Origin of the sequence: Janthinobacterium sp. ROICE36 (assembly GCF_002869965.1) — a bacterium.
Taxonomy (GTDB): domain Bacteria; phylum Pseudomonadota; class Gammaproteobacteria; order Burkholderiales; family Burkholderiaceae_D; genus Janthinobacterium.
The window spans coordinates 70,357-86,344 of record NZ_PEBS01000009.1 but is presented as its reverse complement, the minus strand read 5'-3'; the positions used below and the strand labels follow the sequence as shown (position 1 = coordinate 86,344).

16 protein-coding genes, 1 other RNA gene and 1 pseudogene are annotated in these 15,988 nt (G+C 61.7%); 9 read left to right on the top strand and 9 right to left on the bottom strand.

What is annotated here, in order from left to right:
* Positions 1-69: 69 nt before the first annotated feature.
* A complete protein-coding gene (locus CSZ94_RS05965; protein ID WP_102120663.1) occupies positions 70-651 on the bottom strand; it encodes a GNAT family N-acetyltransferase in 582 nt (193 codons plus the stop codon).
* A 104-nt stretch (positions 652-755) separates the two neighbouring features.
* Here CSZ94_RS05965 and CSZ94_RS05960 point away from each other — a divergent pair.
* Positions 756-1,118 (top strand): annotated as a pseudogene (locus CSZ94_RS05960) (MFS transporter); the annotation flags it as partial.
* A 29-nt stretch (positions 1,119-1,147) separates the two neighbouring features.
* Here CSZ94_RS05960 and CSZ94_RS05955 read toward each other — a convergent pair.
* The 3 genes from CSZ94_RS05955 to groES all read right to left on the bottom strand — a co-directional run bounded on the left by CSZ94_RS05955 (position 1,148) and on the right by groES (position 3,828).
* The gene (locus CSZ94_RS05955; RefSeq protein WP_258000800.1) at positions 1,148-1,657 is read right to left on the bottom strand and encodes a hypothetical protein; all 510 of its coding nucleotides are present in this window, start codon (positions 1,655-1,657) and stop codon (positions 1,148-1,150) included.
* A gap of 180 nt (positions 1,658-1,837) precedes the next feature.
* A complete protein-coding gene (groL, locus tag CSZ94_RS05950; RefSeq protein ID WP_102120662.1) occupies positions 1,838-3,487 on the bottom strand; it encodes a chaperonin GroEL in 1,650 nt (549 codons plus the stop codon).
* A gap of 50 nt (positions 3,488-3,537) precedes the next feature.
* Complete coding sequence (gene groES / locus CSZ94_RS05945; RefSeq protein ID WP_010400979.1) at positions 3,538-3,828, bottom strand: co-chaperone GroES; 291 nt, start codon at positions 3,826-3,828, stop codon at positions 3,538-3,540.
* A 536-nt stretch (positions 3,829-4,364) separates the two neighbouring features.
* Here groES and CSZ94_RS05940 point away from each other — a divergent pair.
* The 5 genes from CSZ94_RS05940 (at position 4,365) to CSZ94_RS05920 (ending at position 6,614) form a co-directional block, all read left to right on the top strand.
* Positions 4,365-5,111 (top strand): hypothetical protein, encoded by a 747-nt coding sequence (locus CSZ94_RS05940; protein ID WP_102120661.1) that lies wholly within the window; start codon positions 4,365-4,367, stop codon positions 5,109-5,111.
* A gap of 81 nt (positions 5,112-5,192) precedes the next feature.
* Positions 5,193-5,516 carry a DUF904 domain-containing protein gene (locus tag CSZ94_RS05935; RefSeq protein ID WP_258000799.1) on the top strand — a complete coding sequence of 108 codons (324 nt, stop codon included), beginning with the start codon at positions 5,193-5,195 and terminating at the stop codon, positions 5,514-5,516.
* The gene (locus tag CSZ94_RS05930; RefSeq protein ID WP_102120660.1) at positions 5,516-5,827 is read left to right on the top strand and encodes a cell division protein ZapA; all 312 of its coding nucleotides are present in this window, start codon (positions 5,516-5,518) and stop codon (positions 5,825-5,827) included. Before CSZ94_RS05935 ends, CSZ94_RS05930 begins: the two co-directional genes overlap by 1 nt.
* Before the next feature lie 54 nt (positions 5,828-5,881).
* Positions 5,882-6,059, top strand: a non-coding RNA gene (gene ssrS, locus CSZ94_RS05925) — 6S RNA.
* A gap of 90 nt (positions 6,060-6,149) precedes the next feature.
* Positions 6,150-6,614, top strand: a complete 465-nt coding sequence (locus CSZ94_RS05920; RefSeq protein WP_102120659.1) for an EVE domain-containing protein — start codon at positions 6,150-6,152, stop codon at positions 6,612-6,614.
* On the opposite strand, the gene CSZ94_RS05915 is transcribed toward CSZ94_RS05920, so the two are convergent.
* From CSZ94_RS05915 to CSZ94_RS05905, 3 genes are all read right to left on the bottom strand, one after another.
* Positions 6,611-7,891, bottom strand: a complete 1,281-nt coding sequence (locus CSZ94_RS05915; protein WP_102120658.1) for a GGDEF domain-containing protein — start codon at positions 7,889-7,891, stop codon at positions 6,611-6,613. The two genes, CSZ94_RS05920 and CSZ94_RS05915, sit on opposite strands and share 4 nt — an antisense overlap.
* Positions 7,892-8,042: 151 nt before the next feature.
* Positions 8,043-8,873 (bottom strand): prolipoprotein diacylglyceryl transferase, encoded by an 831-nt coding sequence (lgt, locus tag CSZ94_RS05910; RefSeq protein ID WP_102120657.1) that lies wholly within the window; start codon positions 8,871-8,873, stop codon positions 8,043-8,045.
* Between the two features lie 79 nt (positions 8,874-8,952).
* Positions 8,953-9,864: a LysR family transcriptional regulator gene (locus tag CSZ94_RS05905; protein WP_102120656.1), complete on the bottom strand. Its 912-nt coding sequence runs from the start codon at positions 9,862-9,864 to the stop codon at positions 8,953-8,955.
* Between the two features lie 174 nt (positions 9,865-10,038).
* Between CSZ94_RS05905 and ilvD the strand changes: the two genes are divergently transcribed.
* On the top strand, positions 10,039-11,904 hold the full coding sequence (gene ilvD, locus CSZ94_RS05900; RefSeq protein ID WP_102120655.1) for a dihydroxy-acid dehydratase: 1,866 nt from the start codon (positions 10,039-10,041) through the stop codon (positions 11,902-11,904).
* A 223-nt stretch (positions 11,905-12,127) separates the two neighbouring features.
* Positions 12,128-12,439: a c-type cytochrome gene (locus CSZ94_RS05895; protein WP_092713693.1), complete on the top strand. Its 312-nt coding sequence runs from the start codon at positions 12,128-12,130 to the stop codon at positions 12,437-12,439.
* Positions 12,440-12,460: 21 nt separating this feature from the next.
* On the opposite strand, the gene CSZ94_RS05890 is transcribed toward CSZ94_RS05895, so the two are convergent.
* Positions 12,461-13,459, bottom strand: a complete 999-nt coding sequence (locus CSZ94_RS05890) for an NAD-dependent epimerase/dehydratase family protein (protein ID WP_102120654.1) — start codon at positions 13,457-13,459, stop codon at positions 12,461-12,463.
* A 91-nt stretch (positions 13,460-13,550) separates the two neighbouring features.
* Between CSZ94_RS05890 and CSZ94_RS05885 the strand changes: the two genes are divergently transcribed.
* Entirely contained in the window at positions 13,551-14,453 is a 903-nt protein-coding gene (locus CSZ94_RS05885) for a LysR family transcriptional regulator (protein ID WP_102120653.1), read from the top strand.
* Between the two features lie 91 nt (positions 14,454-14,544).
* Here the strand turns inward: CSZ94_RS05885 and CSZ94_RS05880 are convergent, their stop codons facing one another.
* The gene (locus tag CSZ94_RS05880) at positions 14,545-15,687 is read right to left on the bottom strand and encodes a branched-chain amino acid ABC transporter substrate-binding protein (RefSeq protein WP_102120652.1); all 1,143 of its coding nucleotides are present in this window, start codon (positions 15,685-15,687) and stop codon (positions 14,545-14,547) included.
* Between the last annotated feature and the right edge of the window lie 301 nt (positions 15,688-15,988).

The window sequence follows — 15,988 nt, the reverse complement described above, 5'->3', positions numbered from 1 at the left end:
AGTTTTTTTTGTAAGCCGCGATGCTAAGGCCTGTCGCGTTTGCTTGCAACAGAAAAAACGGCCTGTCCGCTATTTCGCAGGGATTTGTAAGGTATTGATTTTCATAAAGACATTACTTTCGGCACTTGGGCTTGCACTTGCACTGGCACTTGCACGCGCCGGGCGGGGCAGCAACAGCTGCAGTGGCAGCATGCCCTCCGCTGCGGGACCGTCCGCCAGGGTAAAACCGCAGCCCAGGTAGAGGGTCAATGCCGCGTGATTATCCTGCGCCACGGCCAGGCGCACGCAGCCCAGCTCGGGAATGGCGCAGGCATGGTCGATGGCCGCCTGCACCAGTTGCCGTGCCGCGCCGCGTCCACGCGCCTGGGGCGCCACATACAAGCCCCACAGGCTGGCCTTGTCATGCACGACGGCGATTGGTTCGCGGCGCAGGCCGGCAATGGCGATCAATTGTTCTTCGTTGAAAACGCCAAATATTATTTGGTGCGACGTGGCGCGCAAGCGCTGGGCTATGTGTGCCAGCGGCAAGCCGCTTTCCGCTGCGTGTGTGGTGCAGAAGGCGGCGGGCAGTTCGGCGATGCCGGCCAGGCGCAGCGCGCGGTAGGCGCTGGCGTCGTCTGGTGTGAGGGGGCGGACAGAGGTGGCGGGCATGTGGACGAGTATCGCGCTTCGATGCCAGAAAGTAAACCTTGCCGTCCACCGCCGCCATCCTTAAGATCTGCCGCATGAAACCTGTACCGAACCCTTCCCCTGATATGTCCGCTGGCGCGGCCCTGACCCCGGCCCGCGAGCGCGCGATGCTGTGGCTGCTTGCGCTGACGCAATTTACCGTCAGCATGGATTTCATGCTGATGATGCCGCTGGCACCCCAGCTGATGCAGGCGTTCGCCATCGGCCCGGCTGCCGTCTCGGGCGCCGTCTCGGCTTACGCCTGGTGCGCGGGCCTGTCCGGCTTGCTGGCGGCCACGTATATCGACCGCTTCGACCGCAAGAAGCTGCTGTTGACCATGTTTTTCCTGTTTAGCGTGTCGAACCTGGCTTGCGCGCTGGCGCCGAACTTCCATGTGCTGCTGTGGTCGCGCGCGTTTGCGGGGCTGGCGGGTGGCGTGCTGGGCGCGGCGCCGCAGGGCGCGCCGGCATAGGAGAATTACTGGGTGGCGATGCGCTGCATGGGCGCGTTGTCCTTGCGCCATTGTTCCAGGCTGATCAGCTCACCTGTGGCGATGTCGTCGACGAGAATGCGCTTGCCGTCGGGCGTGACGACAAAGCTTTCCCAGCGGTGGGCCGCGTCCGGCGTGCTTTCGAAAAAGCTCAGCTGATAGCCTGCGACCCCATCCACCAGACGCGTCTCGGGCGACGTTTCCATCACGGCGCCATGGGCGCGGCCACCCGACGCTTTTTCGATATGCGCCGACCATGCCTTGATTTCCGGCAACGCCATCAGCGCATCGACGGCGCGCGCGTTCTGTTCCTGCGCCGCCTGGTTGCTCACGGCCGGGGCATTGCCAGCGTGTGGCGCGGACTGCTGGTGCAGATAGAAAGCGACTAGCCCGGCGGTCAGCAAGCCTGCCAGGATGCCGGCGATGATGGTGGTTTTGGAAGAAGAGGCGCGTGGCGGCATGATGGTGGCGTGAGAAAGAAGGACGATGGCGGCCATGCTAAAGCAAAATGCGCAGGTGGGCAATCGCCGGGCTTGCTGAAAAGTCAGGCGAAAAAAAAGCCAGCTTCCGTAGAAGCCAGCTTTCGGGGTTGCCGGGCTGGGGCAAACAGCTTTTGCTCTGCCTGTCCTGGCCCGGCGTGTGCGGCCGCGCGCGCCGTCGGCGCGGGGCCGCAGGGCTTACATCATGCCGTCCATGCCACCCATGCCGCCCATACCACCCATGCCGCCGCCCATGCCGCCGCCTGCTTTGTCGTCGGCGATTTCGCAGACCATGCAGTCGGTTGTCAGCATCAGCGAAGCGATCGAAGCGGCGTTTTGCAGCGCCGAACGGGTCACTTTGGCTGGGTCCAGGACACCCATTTCAACCATGTCGCCATACGTGCCGTTGGCAGCGTTGTAGCCGTAGTTGCCCGTGCCAGCCAGTACGGCTGCCACGACGACCGAAGCTTCTTCGCCAGCGTTTTGCACGATCATGCGCAGTGGCTCTTCCATTGCGCGCAGGACGATCTTGATACCAGCATCTTGATCAGGATTGTCGCCCTTGACCGTGATGTTGGCGCGTGCGCGCAGCAGGGCTACGCCGCCGCCAGGCACGATGCCTTCTTCCACGGCAGCGCGGGTGGCGTGCAGTGCATCTTCAACGCGGGCTTTCTTTTCTTTCATTTCGACTTCGGTGGCTGCGCCAACCTTGATCACGGCAACGCCGCCAGCCAGTTTGGCTACGCGCTCTTGCAGTTTTTCACGGTCGTAGTCCGAGGTCGCTTCTTCGATCTGTACACGCACTTGTTTCACGCGTGCTTCGATCGAGGCAGCTTCGCCGGCGCCATCGATGACGATGGTGTTTTCCTTGCCCACTTCGATGCGTTTCGCTTGGCCCAGTTCGGCCAGGGTCACTTTTTCCAGGGTCAGGCCGACTTCTTCAGCGATCACTTGGCCGCCGGTCAGGACAGCGATGTCTTCCAGCATGGCTTTGCGGCGGTCGCCGAAGCCAGGTGCTTTCACTGCGCACGTTTTCAGGATGCCGCGGATGTTGTTCACAACCAGGGTGGCCAGCGCTTCGCCTTCGATGTCTTCTGCGATGATCAGCAGTGGACGGCCAGCTTTGGCGACTTGTTCCAGTATTGGCAGCAGGTCACGGATGTTCGAGATTTTCTTGTCGCACAGCAGGACGAATGGGCTATCCAGTACGGCAACTTGTTTCTCTGGGTTGTTGATGAAGTATGGCGACAGGTAGCCGCGGTCGAACTGCATGCCTTCAACGATGTCCAGCTCGTCGTTCAGCGACTTGCCGTCTTCCACGGTGATGACGCCTTCTTTACCGACTTTTTCCATCGCTTCAGCGATACGCTCGCCGATCGAGTAGTCCGAGTTCGCCGAGATCGCGCCAACTTGGGCGATTTCTTTGGTCGTGGTGCAAGGACGGGCGATTTTCGCCAGTTCTTCGACGGTCGCAGCAACGGCTTTGTCGATACCGCGCTTCAGGTCCATCGGGTTCATGCCGGCGGCAACGAACTTCATGCCTTCGCGCACGATGGCTTGTGCCAGCACGGTCGCGGTGGTGGTACCGTCGCCGGCGTTGTCGCTGGTGCGGGAAGCAACTTCCTTGACCATTTGCGCGCCCATGTTCATGAGCTTGTCTTTGAGTTCAACTTCTTTCGCTACCGATACACCATCCTTGGTGACGGTAGGGGCGCCGAACGAGCGCTCCAGGACGACGTTGCGGCCTTTCGGGCCCAGCGTTACTTTGACTGCGTTGGCGAGGATGTTGACGCCTTCGACCATCTTGGCGCGCGCTGCGTCGCCGAATACTACTTCTTTAGCTGCCATGTTCAATTCTCCTGAGTTTCGGGATGTATCTGTCTATAACGTGGAAACAATTACTTGACGACGATCGCCATGATGTCTTCTTCGCGCATGACCAGCAGCTCATCGCCGTCAACTTTGACGGTTTGGCCGGCGTACTTGCCGAACAGGACGCGGTCGCCCACTTTGACATCCAGAGGACGGACTTTGCCGTCGTCGAGAATCTTGCCATTGCCTACGGCAAGGACTTCGCCTTGATCCGGTTTTTCAGCAGCTGCATCAGGAATGATGAGGCCGGACGCAGTTTTGGTTTCCTGGTCGAGGCGTTTGACGATGACGCGATCGTTCAATGGGCGCAGATTCATACAAAACTCCTTAAAGTTCAATGGATAAGTGTTGCTAAATGAATACATATCCGGCACAGCGCCAGACATGCTTTCAGTGACCGCCGTTGAAAGCAGCCCGCAACGGTCAAGCAAACCCCCTGTCATTCTGTCCTTGCCTGTCTCCGGCAGTGGTGTGCATCGCGGCGTCGCCCGCCGCGTAGCGTTCCCTGCAGTGGTCTGGCAAGCACCATCAGTCCTGAGGATTGCTACGAAAGAGTTTGTTAGCACTCTCTACTAACGAGTGCTAATTATAGGGACGGTATGGGTCAACTTCAAGGGCTTATTCACGAGGAATATATACATACATGATAAGCAGAGCCTGCATCTGCACAGGGTTTGCGCCAGCACAAGCCGCGTTCCCGGGCGTCAGCAACAGCAGCGACTCTAGCATGCCGTCCGGAGAGAGGGCGTTCCGGTACGCATGGGTAACAGAGTTTCACTATGAAATTTGATAAGATGATTGCAATTGCATATCAATATCGCCACCTATCACCACATGCGCCAGAAAGAACACCATGCCATTTCCTGTTCCCCATTCCGCCCTGCGCTTGCTGGGCGCCACCGTCATCGGTCTCGCCTGCCTGGGCAATGCGGCCGCGCAAACACCCACCATCGTCGACGAGATCACCGTGGCGACCCTGACGCCGCTGGAAAAGACGATGCTGCTCAATGACTTGTTCAATGACTTGAACAAGGATGACGACGACCAGGAAGCGCACGTATGGGACAACGGCGGCGACAACGGCGTGCTGGTGAAGGTCACGTATAACTTCAGCAACTCCGGCATGACAGAGCACAGCCTGAAGGCACACGTCTGCCGTGACCTGAAATTCGTCGTCAAGGCGGGCGACAGGTCGCAGGACCTGAGTCGCCGCACCTGTTCGCAGAACAGCGGCAACTGGGATGTGCAGGGCAAGGACCCGGCGCCCGTCGTGTATCCGCCTTTCTTGTCGGATGTCACCATCGCCAGGCTGAATGCGAAGGAACAGAAAGCCTTGCTGACGGCCGCCGTGCGCACCTTGAAAGATGAAGAGGATGGCAAGAGCCGTGAGTGGAGCAACAAGGGCTTGGGCAATGCCGTTCCCTTGCGCGTCACCTTGACGCCATCCGACACGGGCACCAAGCCCGGTAGTTTTACCACGTGCCGCAACTTGACGATGGTGCTTGATGGCAAGAGCGGCAAGCAGGAATTGACGCGCCGTTCGTGCGAGAATCGCTATGGTGTCCTGGACATTCAACCGGACTACGTAGCGCCCCGCTAGACGGGCCGGCGGCACGTCGGCAAGCGCGTGATGGCGATAAAAAGCGTGTATTTCATGGCAAAGCCCTGCATTGATGTAAATATGTGTGACAGCGGCGTGATTCGATTGACGCCCATGGAGCGTCCGCCCTATAGTGGCGGGATGATTTCCGAATTCAACGAATTATCCGACAAGATAGGCCTTCTGGCCGAAATGACCCATGCGCTGCGCCGTGAAAACGCGCAATTGCGCAAGGACAATGCCGCGCTGGCCGCCGATAACGCCCTGTATGTGCAACGCATGCGCGAGGCGCAGGAGCGGGTGGAAGCGTTGCTGGAAAAAATTCCCGAACTGGTGCAAGCTGGCCTGGAGCAAGCCGCTTCGGAAGCGGGCGCCTATAGTGCCGAGAACGAGAAGGAAGCGTAATGCCGCGTGTCGATGTCAATATCATGGGCCAGTCCTACAGCATGGTGTGTCGCGACGGCGAAGAGCGCGCGCTGCGCGAAGCGGCGCTCTATCTCGATAGCAAAATGAAAGCCATCCGCGACGCGGGCAAGGTCAAGGGCAATGACCGCATCGCCGTGCTGGCCGCCCTGGGCGTGGCCGCAGAATTCCTTTCCGTGAAGTCGCCGCAAGGCCCGCTGTCGGAATTGACGATACTGGAAGTGAAGCAAAAGATATCGGCCATGCACACGGTCCTGGATAGCGCATTGACGCCCCAGGAAAACCTTTTTTAAGCGCATACGCGACGATTTGTCTTTGCGATGCGCGATCAAAGGAGTAAACTTGGGTCTACCCTGCGGTGTTCGCGATTGCCATATATTCCTTGAACCATTTATGCGCATCGGTTGCGAATTTTGTTTGATGGGAGTGAGCGTCGCTCGTTCGACGAACCCGAAATTGAACTAACGTGACCACCTTGAACCGTTTGGTTCGGGATGCCGGCATAGCGGCACAGGCGGGGCCCAATTTGCAGTACATTTGTAGTACAACTGAAAACGGTTGCAGCTTTGATGCGCAACCGTTTTTTTACGTCTGTCGCTATGACACGGAGTCCAGATGAAACAATATTGGCTGATGAAATCCGAACCCGATGAAGTGAGCATCGACGACCTGATGGCAGCGCCGCAGCACACCATGCCGTGGTTCGGCGTGCGCAACTACCAGGCGCGCAACTTCATGCGCGATGGCATGCAGCCTGGCGATGGCGTGCTGTTTTATCACTCCAGTTGCCAGCAGCCGGGCGTGGCGGGCGTGGCGGAAGTGGCCAGCGGTGCGTATCCCGATCACAGCCAGTTTGAAGAAGGCGGCAAGTATTTCGATGCCAAGGCCACGCCTGAGCAGCCGCGCTGGATCAGCGTCGACGTGCGCGGCCTGAAGAAGACGGTGCTGCTGCCGCTGTCCGAGATGCGCCAGATGCCGGAGCTGGAAGACATGCTGTTGCTCAAGAAGGGCAGCCGTTTGTCGATCACGCCCGTGACGCCGGCGCAATGGGAAGTTATTACCGGCAAGCTGGCAAGCTAGCCCTCGACCCGGTTGCGGCCATTCTGCTTGGCCCGGTACAGGGCCTGATCTGCGGCGGCCAGCAATGGTGCCGGCGTCTGTCCTGCGTCATTCAATGCCAGGCCGATGCTGGCCGTCACCAGGCCGCCGCGCGACGGCGCGTGGACGATGGCGGCAGCGGCGATCGCTTGCTGCATCTTGTGCGCCACCGCCAAGGCGCCCGCGCGGTCGGTGGCGGGCAGGATGGCGGCAAACTCCTCGCCGCCGAAGCGGGCCGACAGGTCGCTGGCGCGCGGCAGCGCTGAATGCAGGGCCGCCGCGATCTGCACCAGGCAGGAGTCGCCATACGGATGGCCGAAGGCATCGTTGAGGCTTTTGAAAAAATCGATATCGATGATCAGCAACGCCAGCGGCTTGTTATCGCGCGTGGCGCGCTGCCACTCCAGCTGCAGGGTCTGGTCGAAGCAGCGCCGGTTGGCGATGCCTGTCAAGCCATCCGTCAGCGACAGCTTTTCCAGCTTGTCGTGGGCTGCGCGCAGTGCGCGTTCGCTTTGCATGTAGCGGCTTTGCAGGGTGGCCGAGCGCAGCGCGTGGACCAGCAGCGCGACAAATAGCGACGCCGCTGCCAGGTAAAAATGCGTGCGCATGACGGCAAAGCCCAATCCCAGCAAGGCGGCCGTAAAGAAGATGGGACTGAAGTTGTCGATCAGCAGGGTCAGCTTTTGCGGGACGCGCTGCGCCGGTGTACTTGCCATCCCGGCCTGCGCCGCCGGGACGCGTGTGGTGAGCAGCACCAGCAGCAGGAACGGCAGGCCCGGCAGCACCTCGCTCCATGGTTCCGTCACGCCCTGCAAGGTCAGGTAGTTATACGCGCCCGCGCAGCCTGCATAGCACCATAAGAACATCGTCAGCAGCAGGGGCGCGCCATACATGAAATAGGCGAAATCGGAAAAATACGTGGCGTCCGATGCCACCTGGCCACTCAGGTCTTGCCAGGACGACAGTAACATGCCCGTACTCCAGAACAGCATGGCCACGGCAAACAGGGTCCAGCCTGTTCTGGCGGCGCCTGCCGCGCTGACATAGGCGCAGCGGCAACAGGCGGCCAGCGCCAGCAGGGGCGAGACAATGCTGAACGCATAGCTCACCCAGGGCGCACGCGTGCCAGCGCAGGCCGTCAAGGCCAGCTGGGCCAGCACATAACAGGCGCCCAGCGCGATCCAGCATCTCAGTTTTCGCCCGGTGGGCGGCATGGCAAGGCACTCCCCGGTGGCATCGGTATCGTGGCGTCGTGGCATGCCCTGGTCTGGCGGCACGTTAAAACGATGATACCCAGATGTCAACAGCAAGTCTATTCCGCAAGGAAACGTCGTTGCTTTAAGGGAAGTGTTGCCAGGGGAGGGGATGGCGCGCCTGCCTGGCGCACCATCGGGGGGGGGGGCTGCGGTGTCAGGTGTTGGCCGGGCGGGCCTTGGTGGGCGGCGTGCCCGTCACCTGGCTTTTATACGCCCACACCAGCAGCGCGATGGCGCCGACGATCATCGGCAGCGACAGCATCTGGCCCGATGTGATCGGCACGCCCAGCCACACGACTTCCCAGTCCGGCGTGCGGAAGTATTCCGTGAAGAAGCGGGCGCAGCCGTACAGCAGGGTGAACATGGCACCCACGGCCATGCGCGGGCGCTGCTTGCGCGCATACAGCCATAGGATGATGAAGACCAAAATGCCGTCGATCAGCATCTGGTAAAGGGGCGACGGGTGCACGGGATAGGGAATGCCCGGCCATTGCATGGCCCAAGGCAAGCTCTCCGGCGCGATGCGGCCCGGCAGTTCGGCATTGATGAAGTTGCCCAGGCGGCCGGCGGCATAACCGAGCGGCACCAGCGGCGCGATGAAGTCGAGCACGTCGAACAGGTTGCGGCCCGCCTTGCGGCTCCACACATACATGGCCAGGATGACGCCGAGGAAGCCGCCATGGAAGGACATGCCGCCATGCCAGACCATGAAGATTTCCAGCGGATTGTGCATAAAGTATTCGGGGCGGTAGAACAGCACTTCGCCCAGGCGTCCGCCGACCACCACGCCCAGCATGCCGTAGAACAGCATGTCGTCGAGGTCTTCCTTCTTCCAGCCCAGCACGGCGATGTGCGGCTGCTTGATGCGCACGCGGCCCAGGATAATGAACAGGGCGAAGGCCAGCACGTACATCAGACCGTACCAGTGCACGGCGAGCGGGCCGATCTGGATGGCAATCGGGTCGGGCATCGGGTGTATCAGCATGGGGTTTCTTTCTTTGTTTAAAGCCAAGGTTGCGTAGTATGGCGGCGCCAGCGGTTTTTTGCCTTAGCGGCCACTTAATTTAAGGGGCAGTAGCGCTGATCTGCTTGCGCAGCAGCGCCAGGAAACCCTGCAGCACGGTGGACGGATTGTCGCGGCGCCAGGCCAGGCCCGTTTCCACCAGGGGCGTGGCATCCTGCAGCGGCCTGTATTCTACGCCGGGGCGCATCAGATTCGATACCGATTGTGGCACAAGCGCGATGCCCATGCCAGCCGAGACGAGGCTGACGATGGTTTGCATCTGGATCGCTTCCTGGCCGATCTGCGGCGTGATGCCGGCCGCGCGGAACACGCCGAGTATCGCGTCGTGCAGGGCGGGCGATATCGCGCGCGGGAAAATGATCAAAGGCAGGGGCGGCAGGTCGCGCAGGCGCACGGGCCCCGGCGCGTTCAAGATGTCGAGGCCGGAGGGCGCGGCCAGCACCAGCGTTTCGGTCAGCACGGGCAGGTAATCGAGCTCTCCTTTCGCCTTCTCGGGCAGGGGCGGGATCAACAGGCCCGCATCCGTGCGCCCGGCCAGCAATTCATCGAGCTGCAAGTCGGACGTGGCTTCCTGCAACTGGATCTGCACTTGCGGATAGGCAGTCAGATAGGCGCGCAGCAATGGCGGCAGCACGCTGTAATCGGCCGAGGAGACAAACGCCAGGCTCAAACGCCCCGCCTCGCCCTGCGCGGCCCGCCGTACCAGCGCGGGCAGATCGAGCGCCTGCGCCAGCAGCCGGCGCGCCTCGGGCAGCAGGGCGCTGCCTGCCGGCGTCAGCTGCACTTCGCGGCGCGTGCGCAGGAACAGGGGCGCGCCCAGCAACTCTTCCAGGGCCATGATGGTTTGCGACAGGGGCGGCTGCGTCATGTGCAGGCGCGCGGCGGCGCGGCCGAAGTGCAATTCCTCGGCGACGGTGACGAAGTAGCGCAGCTGGCGCAGCTCAAGATTCATATGTGTTTCCATGTGGAATAAGTTCTGTGATATGTAAAACGAATCACAGACACGTGCATCATATATTTGACAGTGGGGCGCGCGCAAGGCAATCTGGCGTATCCCCACTGCATGCAGGGTTTTGTTGAAAATCCGCGCAGTCAGGCATTATTCATTTCTCGGAAAGTCTCCATCATGCCGCAATACCGCTCCCGCACCACCACCCACGGCCGCAACATGGCTGGCGCCCGCGCCCTGTGGCGCGCCACCGGCATGAAGGATGGCGACTTCGACAAGCCGATCATCGCCGTCGTCAACTCGTTCACCCAATTCGTGCCCGGCCACGTGCACCTGAAAGACCTGGGGCAGATGGTGGCGCGCGAAATCGAGGCGGCCGGTGGCGTGGCCAAGGAATTCAACACCATCGCCGTCGATGACGGCATCGCCATGGGCCACGGCGGCATGCTGTATTCGCTGCCATCGCGCGACCTGATCGCCGACTCCGTCGAATACATGGTCAACGCCCACTGCGCCGACGCCATGGTGTGCATCTCGAACTGCGACAAGATCACGCCGGGCATGCTGATGGCCGCCATGCGCATCAACATCCCCGTCGTTTTCATTTCAGGCGGGCCGATGGAAGCGGGCAAGGTCGTCAAGGTTGTCAACGGCACGCAGAAGATCATCAAGCTCGATCTGGTCGACGCCATGATCAAGGCGGGCGACAGCAGCGTCTCCGACGCCGATGTGGCGGAAATCGAGCGTTCGGCCTGTCCGACCTGCGGTTCCTGCTCCGGCATGTTTACGGCCAATTCGATGAATTGCCTGACCGAGGCGCTGGGCCTGGCCCTGCCCGGCAACGGCACCATCCTGGCCACGCATTCGGACCGCCAGCAACTGTTCCTGCGCGCGGGCCGCCTGATCGTCGAACTGGCCAAGCGCCACTACGAGCAGGACGATTACTCGGTGCTGCCGCGCTCCATCGCCACCAAGGCCGCATTTGAAAACGCCATGGCGCTCGACGTCTCCATGGGCGGCTCGACGAATACCGTGCTGCACCTGCTGGCCGCCGCGCACGAGGCGGAAGTGGAATTCACCATGGCCGACATCGACCGCATCTCGCGCAAGGTGCCCTGCCTGTGCAAGGTGGCGCCGATGACGGACAAATACCATATCGAAGACGTGCACCGCGCGGGCGGCATCGTGGGCATCCTGGGCGAACTGGCGCGCGCCGGCCTGCTCAACACGACTTTGCCGACCATCCACGCGCCGACCCTGGCCGACGCCATCGCGCAAAACGACATCATGTGCACGGACAACCCTGCCGTGCATGAACTGTTCCGCGCCGCACCGGGCGGCGTGCCGACGCAGATGGCATTCTCGCAGTCGGAGCGCTTCGCTGCCGTCGACACGGACCGCAGCACCGGCTGCATCCGCGACAAGGCGCATGCGTATTCGCAGGATGGCGGCCTGGCCGTCTTGTACGGCAACCTGGCCGAGAAGGGCTGCATCGTCAAGACGGCCGGCGTCGATGACAGTATTTTGAAATTCTCCGGCAAGGCGCGCGTGTTTGAAAGCCAGGACGCGGCCGTCGCGGCGATCCTGGAAGACACCGTGCATGAAGGCGACGTCGTCATCATCCGCTACGAAGGCCCGAAAGGCGGCCCCGGCATGCAGGAAATGCTGTATCCGACCTCGTACATCAAATCGAAGGGCCTGGGCAAGGCGTGCGCGCTGTTCACGGACGGGCGTTTCTCGGGCGGTTCCTCGGGCCTGGTGATCGGCCACGCCTCGCCGGAAGCGGCCGAAGGGGGTGCCATCGGCTTGGTGGAGGAGGGCGACTTCATCGACATCGACATCCCCGAGCGCAGCATCAACCTGCGCGTGACGGATGCGCAGCTGGCCGCGCGCCGCGTCGCCATGGAAGCGAAGGGCGATTGCGCCTGGCTGCCCGTCAACCGCGAGCGCTACGTGTCGCAGGCGCTGCAGGCATATGCGGCGCTGACGACGTCGGCCGACCGCGGCGCCGTGCGTGATCTCTCCCAACTGAAGAAACGCTGATTTGTTGCATAAGTGCGACGGCCGGCTCCGTTTGAGCGTGCGGGGCCGCCTGTCGTTACATCGCCTTACAAACAACATGGTCATGCGTGCGCAGATGGGGCAGAATATGAGTGCCTAATCGTTACTATATTGCGTTACTACATTGAAACGCTTGATCTGGGCTCGTGGTGCATCTGCGGAAACACAGTAAAATGCCGCAGGAAGTAACTTTGGAGAAAAGACAATGAAACGTTTTATGTTGGTGAGTGTATTGACCGTATCGGCTCTGGCATCGCAAGCAGCGTTGGCCAATCCGGACCTGGCGAAAGCAAAAAACTGCATGGCTTGCCACGCGGTGAGCACGAAGCTGGTGGGTCCTGCGTATAAAGACGTGGCGGCCAAGTATGCCGGCCAAAAAGACGCGGAAGCCAAGCTCGTGGCGAAAGTCATGAAGGGCGGTTCCGGCACCTGGGGCGCGATCCCGATGCCAGCCAACCCGCAAGTGAGCGAGGCGGAAGCCCACACCCTGGTTAAATGGGTACTGGCACAGAAATAATCTGTGCCGCAGTAGCTGCAATTAGCGCGCCGGCAATCCCGGCGCATTTTTTTTGCCCGCTGCCTGCAAATTCCCCATGCTTTCCAGGGTAGCCCGCACCGCTTCATCGAGCGGTGTATGCGGCTCCTGGCCCAGCACGGCCAGCAGTTGCGCATTGTCCATCCGCAGCGGGGTTTGCCACAAATAGCGCATCTCGCGCATTTCACGCAGGGTCGCCACGAACGGCGACGCCAGCGTCACCAGCCACCAGGGAAAGCGCCGGATGAGCGGTGGCGCACCCGTGGCCTGTTTCACCACGCGGGCAATCGCCGCCGTCATTTGTCGGCCGTCGTGGTCCCAGTGGCCGGCCATGTGAAAGCGCGCAAACGCGGGCAAGGTGGCGCGCATGGCCAGCAGCTGCAGCATCGTGCGCGCCACGTCGGGCAGATAGGACCACTGGTGGCCCACGCCGGACGCGCCCGGATACAGCACGCTGCGCACGCTCTGGCCCCGTTTCACCAGGCCCTGCGAAAACCAGTTGTTGCCGGCGCGCGGGCCGAAGAAGTCGCCCGCGCGCACGATCAGCACCCGCGTGCCCTGTGTGCTGGCCCGTTCCAGGCGTGCTTCCAGTTCCACGCGGATGGCGCCCTTGCGCGTTTGCGGGTGCTGCGGCGCGTCTTCGGCCAGCAGGGGGAAGGCATCGGGGCCAAAGTTGTACACGGTGCCAGGCAGCACGATGGTGGCGCCTTCGGCGATGGCGGCCGCGATGGTGTTGTCGAGCATGGGCAACACCAGCCGGCCCCATTGGCGGTAGCCGGGCGGGTTGACGGCGTGCACGATGACGGCGCAGCCTTTGGCGGCGGCCAGCACGTCCGCGCGCGACAGCGCGTCGCCGCGCAGCCATTCGACGTTATCTCCCCGTGGCGATGGCGTTGCTCCCCGCGTCAAGGCGCGCACCTGCCAGCCCGCCGCCGCCAACTGGCGCAGCATCTCGCCGCCGATGCCGCCCGTGGCGCCCAGTACCAATGCCGTTTTGTCCATATTGTCCTCCGTGTGGTTGATAGCGCCAGTATCTGCCGCGCATGGCTAATTGGGAATTGACGAACATCGAGTACAGGCTATACATTTATGTATGACTACCTCCATTGCTTGGGAATACTACCGCTCGCTGCTGGCCGTACTGAAGCACGGCTCGCTGTCCGGCGCGGCCCGCGCGCTGGGCATCACACAGCCCACCGTCGGCCGGCATATCGCCGCGCTGGAGCAGGCGCTGGGCGCGACCCTGTTTACCCGTTCCCAGTCGGGCTTGCTGCCCACGCAAGTGGCGTTGGCGCTGCGCCCCCATGCGGAAACCATGGAGCATACGGCGGCCCTGATGCAGCGCGCCGCCAGCAACCAGGGCCAGGGCGTGGTCGGCGTCGTGCGCATCGCCGCCAGCGAGGTGGTGGGCGTGGAAGTGCTGCCGCCTATCCTGACCCGATTGGGCGCGCGCCATCCGGGTTTGAGCATTGAATTGGTATTGAGCAACAAGGTGCAGGATTTGCTGCGCCGGGAAGCGGATATTGCCGTGCGCATGCTGCGCCCGCGTCAGGAGCAGCTGGTGGCACGCAAGGTGGGCGATATCGAACTGGGCCTGCATGCGCATGCGCACTACCTGGCGCGCCATGGCGTGCCGGCAGGATTGCCTGATCTGGCGCAGCATGCCGTCATCGGCTATGACGAAGAAAGTCCCTTCGTGCGCAACGCGGGCGTGGCCTTTCAGGGTTTTGAGCGGAAAAATTTTGCCTGGCGCAGCGACAGCGATCTGGCGCAACTGGCCCTGATACGCGCAGGCGCCGGCATCGGCGTGTGCCAGGCGAGGTTGGCGGCGCGCGACCCGGCCCTGCGGCGCGTGCTGCCGCAAGCATTTTCGCTGCCGATGGAAACCTGGGTCACCATGCATGCAGACTTGCGCGGCAGCTTGCGTTGCCGCGCCACCTTCGACGCGCTGGTCGAAGGCTTGCAGGCTTACATGGCTGAGCAGCGAGAACCGTAGCGAGCGGATGTGAGTTGTGGCTGAGAAGCGCAGCTGTGCGAATGCACAGTGAGCATCGTAGGCCGCAAATCGCGCCGCGCAGTAGGTTCTATTACTTGACGACTTCCATCTTGGTTTTCTTGCCGTCTCGGTAGGTGAACAAGGTCAGCGCGCCATCCTTGATGTCGCCGTTGGCATCGAACGAGATCGGACCCGTCACGCCCTGGTAGTGCACCTTGGCCAGGAACGGCAGGTAGACGGATGGTTTCGACGATTTGGCATCGGCCATGGCGGTGGCCATGGTCATCACGGCATCGTAGACGTACGGCGCGTACAGCTGCACTTCCATATTGTATTTCTGCTTGTAGCGGGCGCGGAAATCGTCCATGCCTTTTTGCTGCGCGCCCGTCACGCCGCCCGCTTCCGCGCAGGTGACCATGTCTTCGCCCACGGCGTCGCCCGCCAGCTTGCCCAGCGGTTCCGTGCACAGGCCGTCGCCGCCCATGAACTTGGCCTTGATGCCCAGCGCCTTCATCTGGCGCAGCATGGGGCCGCCCACGGAATCCATGCCGCCAAAGAAGATCAGGTCGGGATTTTTCGATTTGATGCTGGTCAGGATGGCATTGAAGTCGGTGGCGTTGGCATTGGTAAATTCCTTGCCGACGATTTGCACGCCTGGCGCAGCCTTCTTGGCGCCCTTGACGAACTGTTCCGCCACGCCCTGGCCGTAGGCCGTGCGGTCATCGATGACGGCGATTTTCTTCGCCTGCAGCTTGCCCACGGCATACGCGCCCAAGGTCCCGCCCAGCTTGTTGTCATTGGCCACCACGCGGAAGGCCGTGTTGAATTTTTGCTGGGTATATGTCGGGTTGGTGGCGGCCGGCGAAATCTGCGGAATGCCGGCATTGAAGTAAATGCGCGAGGCGGGAATCGTCGTGCCCGAGTTCAGGTGGCCGACCACGCCGTTGACCTTGGCGTCGACCAGCTTTTGCGCCACGGCCGTGCCCTGCTTGGGATCGGCTGCGTCATCTTCGGACAGCAGCACGAATTTCACGACTTTGCCGTCGATCTTGAAGCCTTTGGCGTTCAAATCCTCGATGGCCATCTTGGCCGCGTTCTCATTATCCTTGCCCAGGTGGGAGCTGGCGCCTGAGACCGGGGCAACATGGCCTATCTTGATGATTTCCTGCGCGCCCGCGTGGCCGGAAAAAGCGAGGGCGAGGGCGAGAGGAAGGACTTTGGTCTTGAGCAGCATAAACATTCTCCAATGGATAAAGATACGGCGGCGTCTCGTGAAACCGCTTCGAATGGCGGTACGTGTGAAGAAAGGTACAACAAAAAACACGCGGCGCAAAGCCGCTTTTGGGGCTTTTCGCATTTTGTCGCAACAATCACCAAAGTGAGGCGCGATGCACCGATTTCGCAGACGCGAGCGCACCAAAGAATGGCGTTGGGAGGGGCGAGGGTGTAGGAATGCTGGCATTAACCCAGCGGCAAGGACTGGGGTCGGACCCTCAGGGTCCGACCCCGGCAATTCGCTGTTAGGGGTAAAAGTG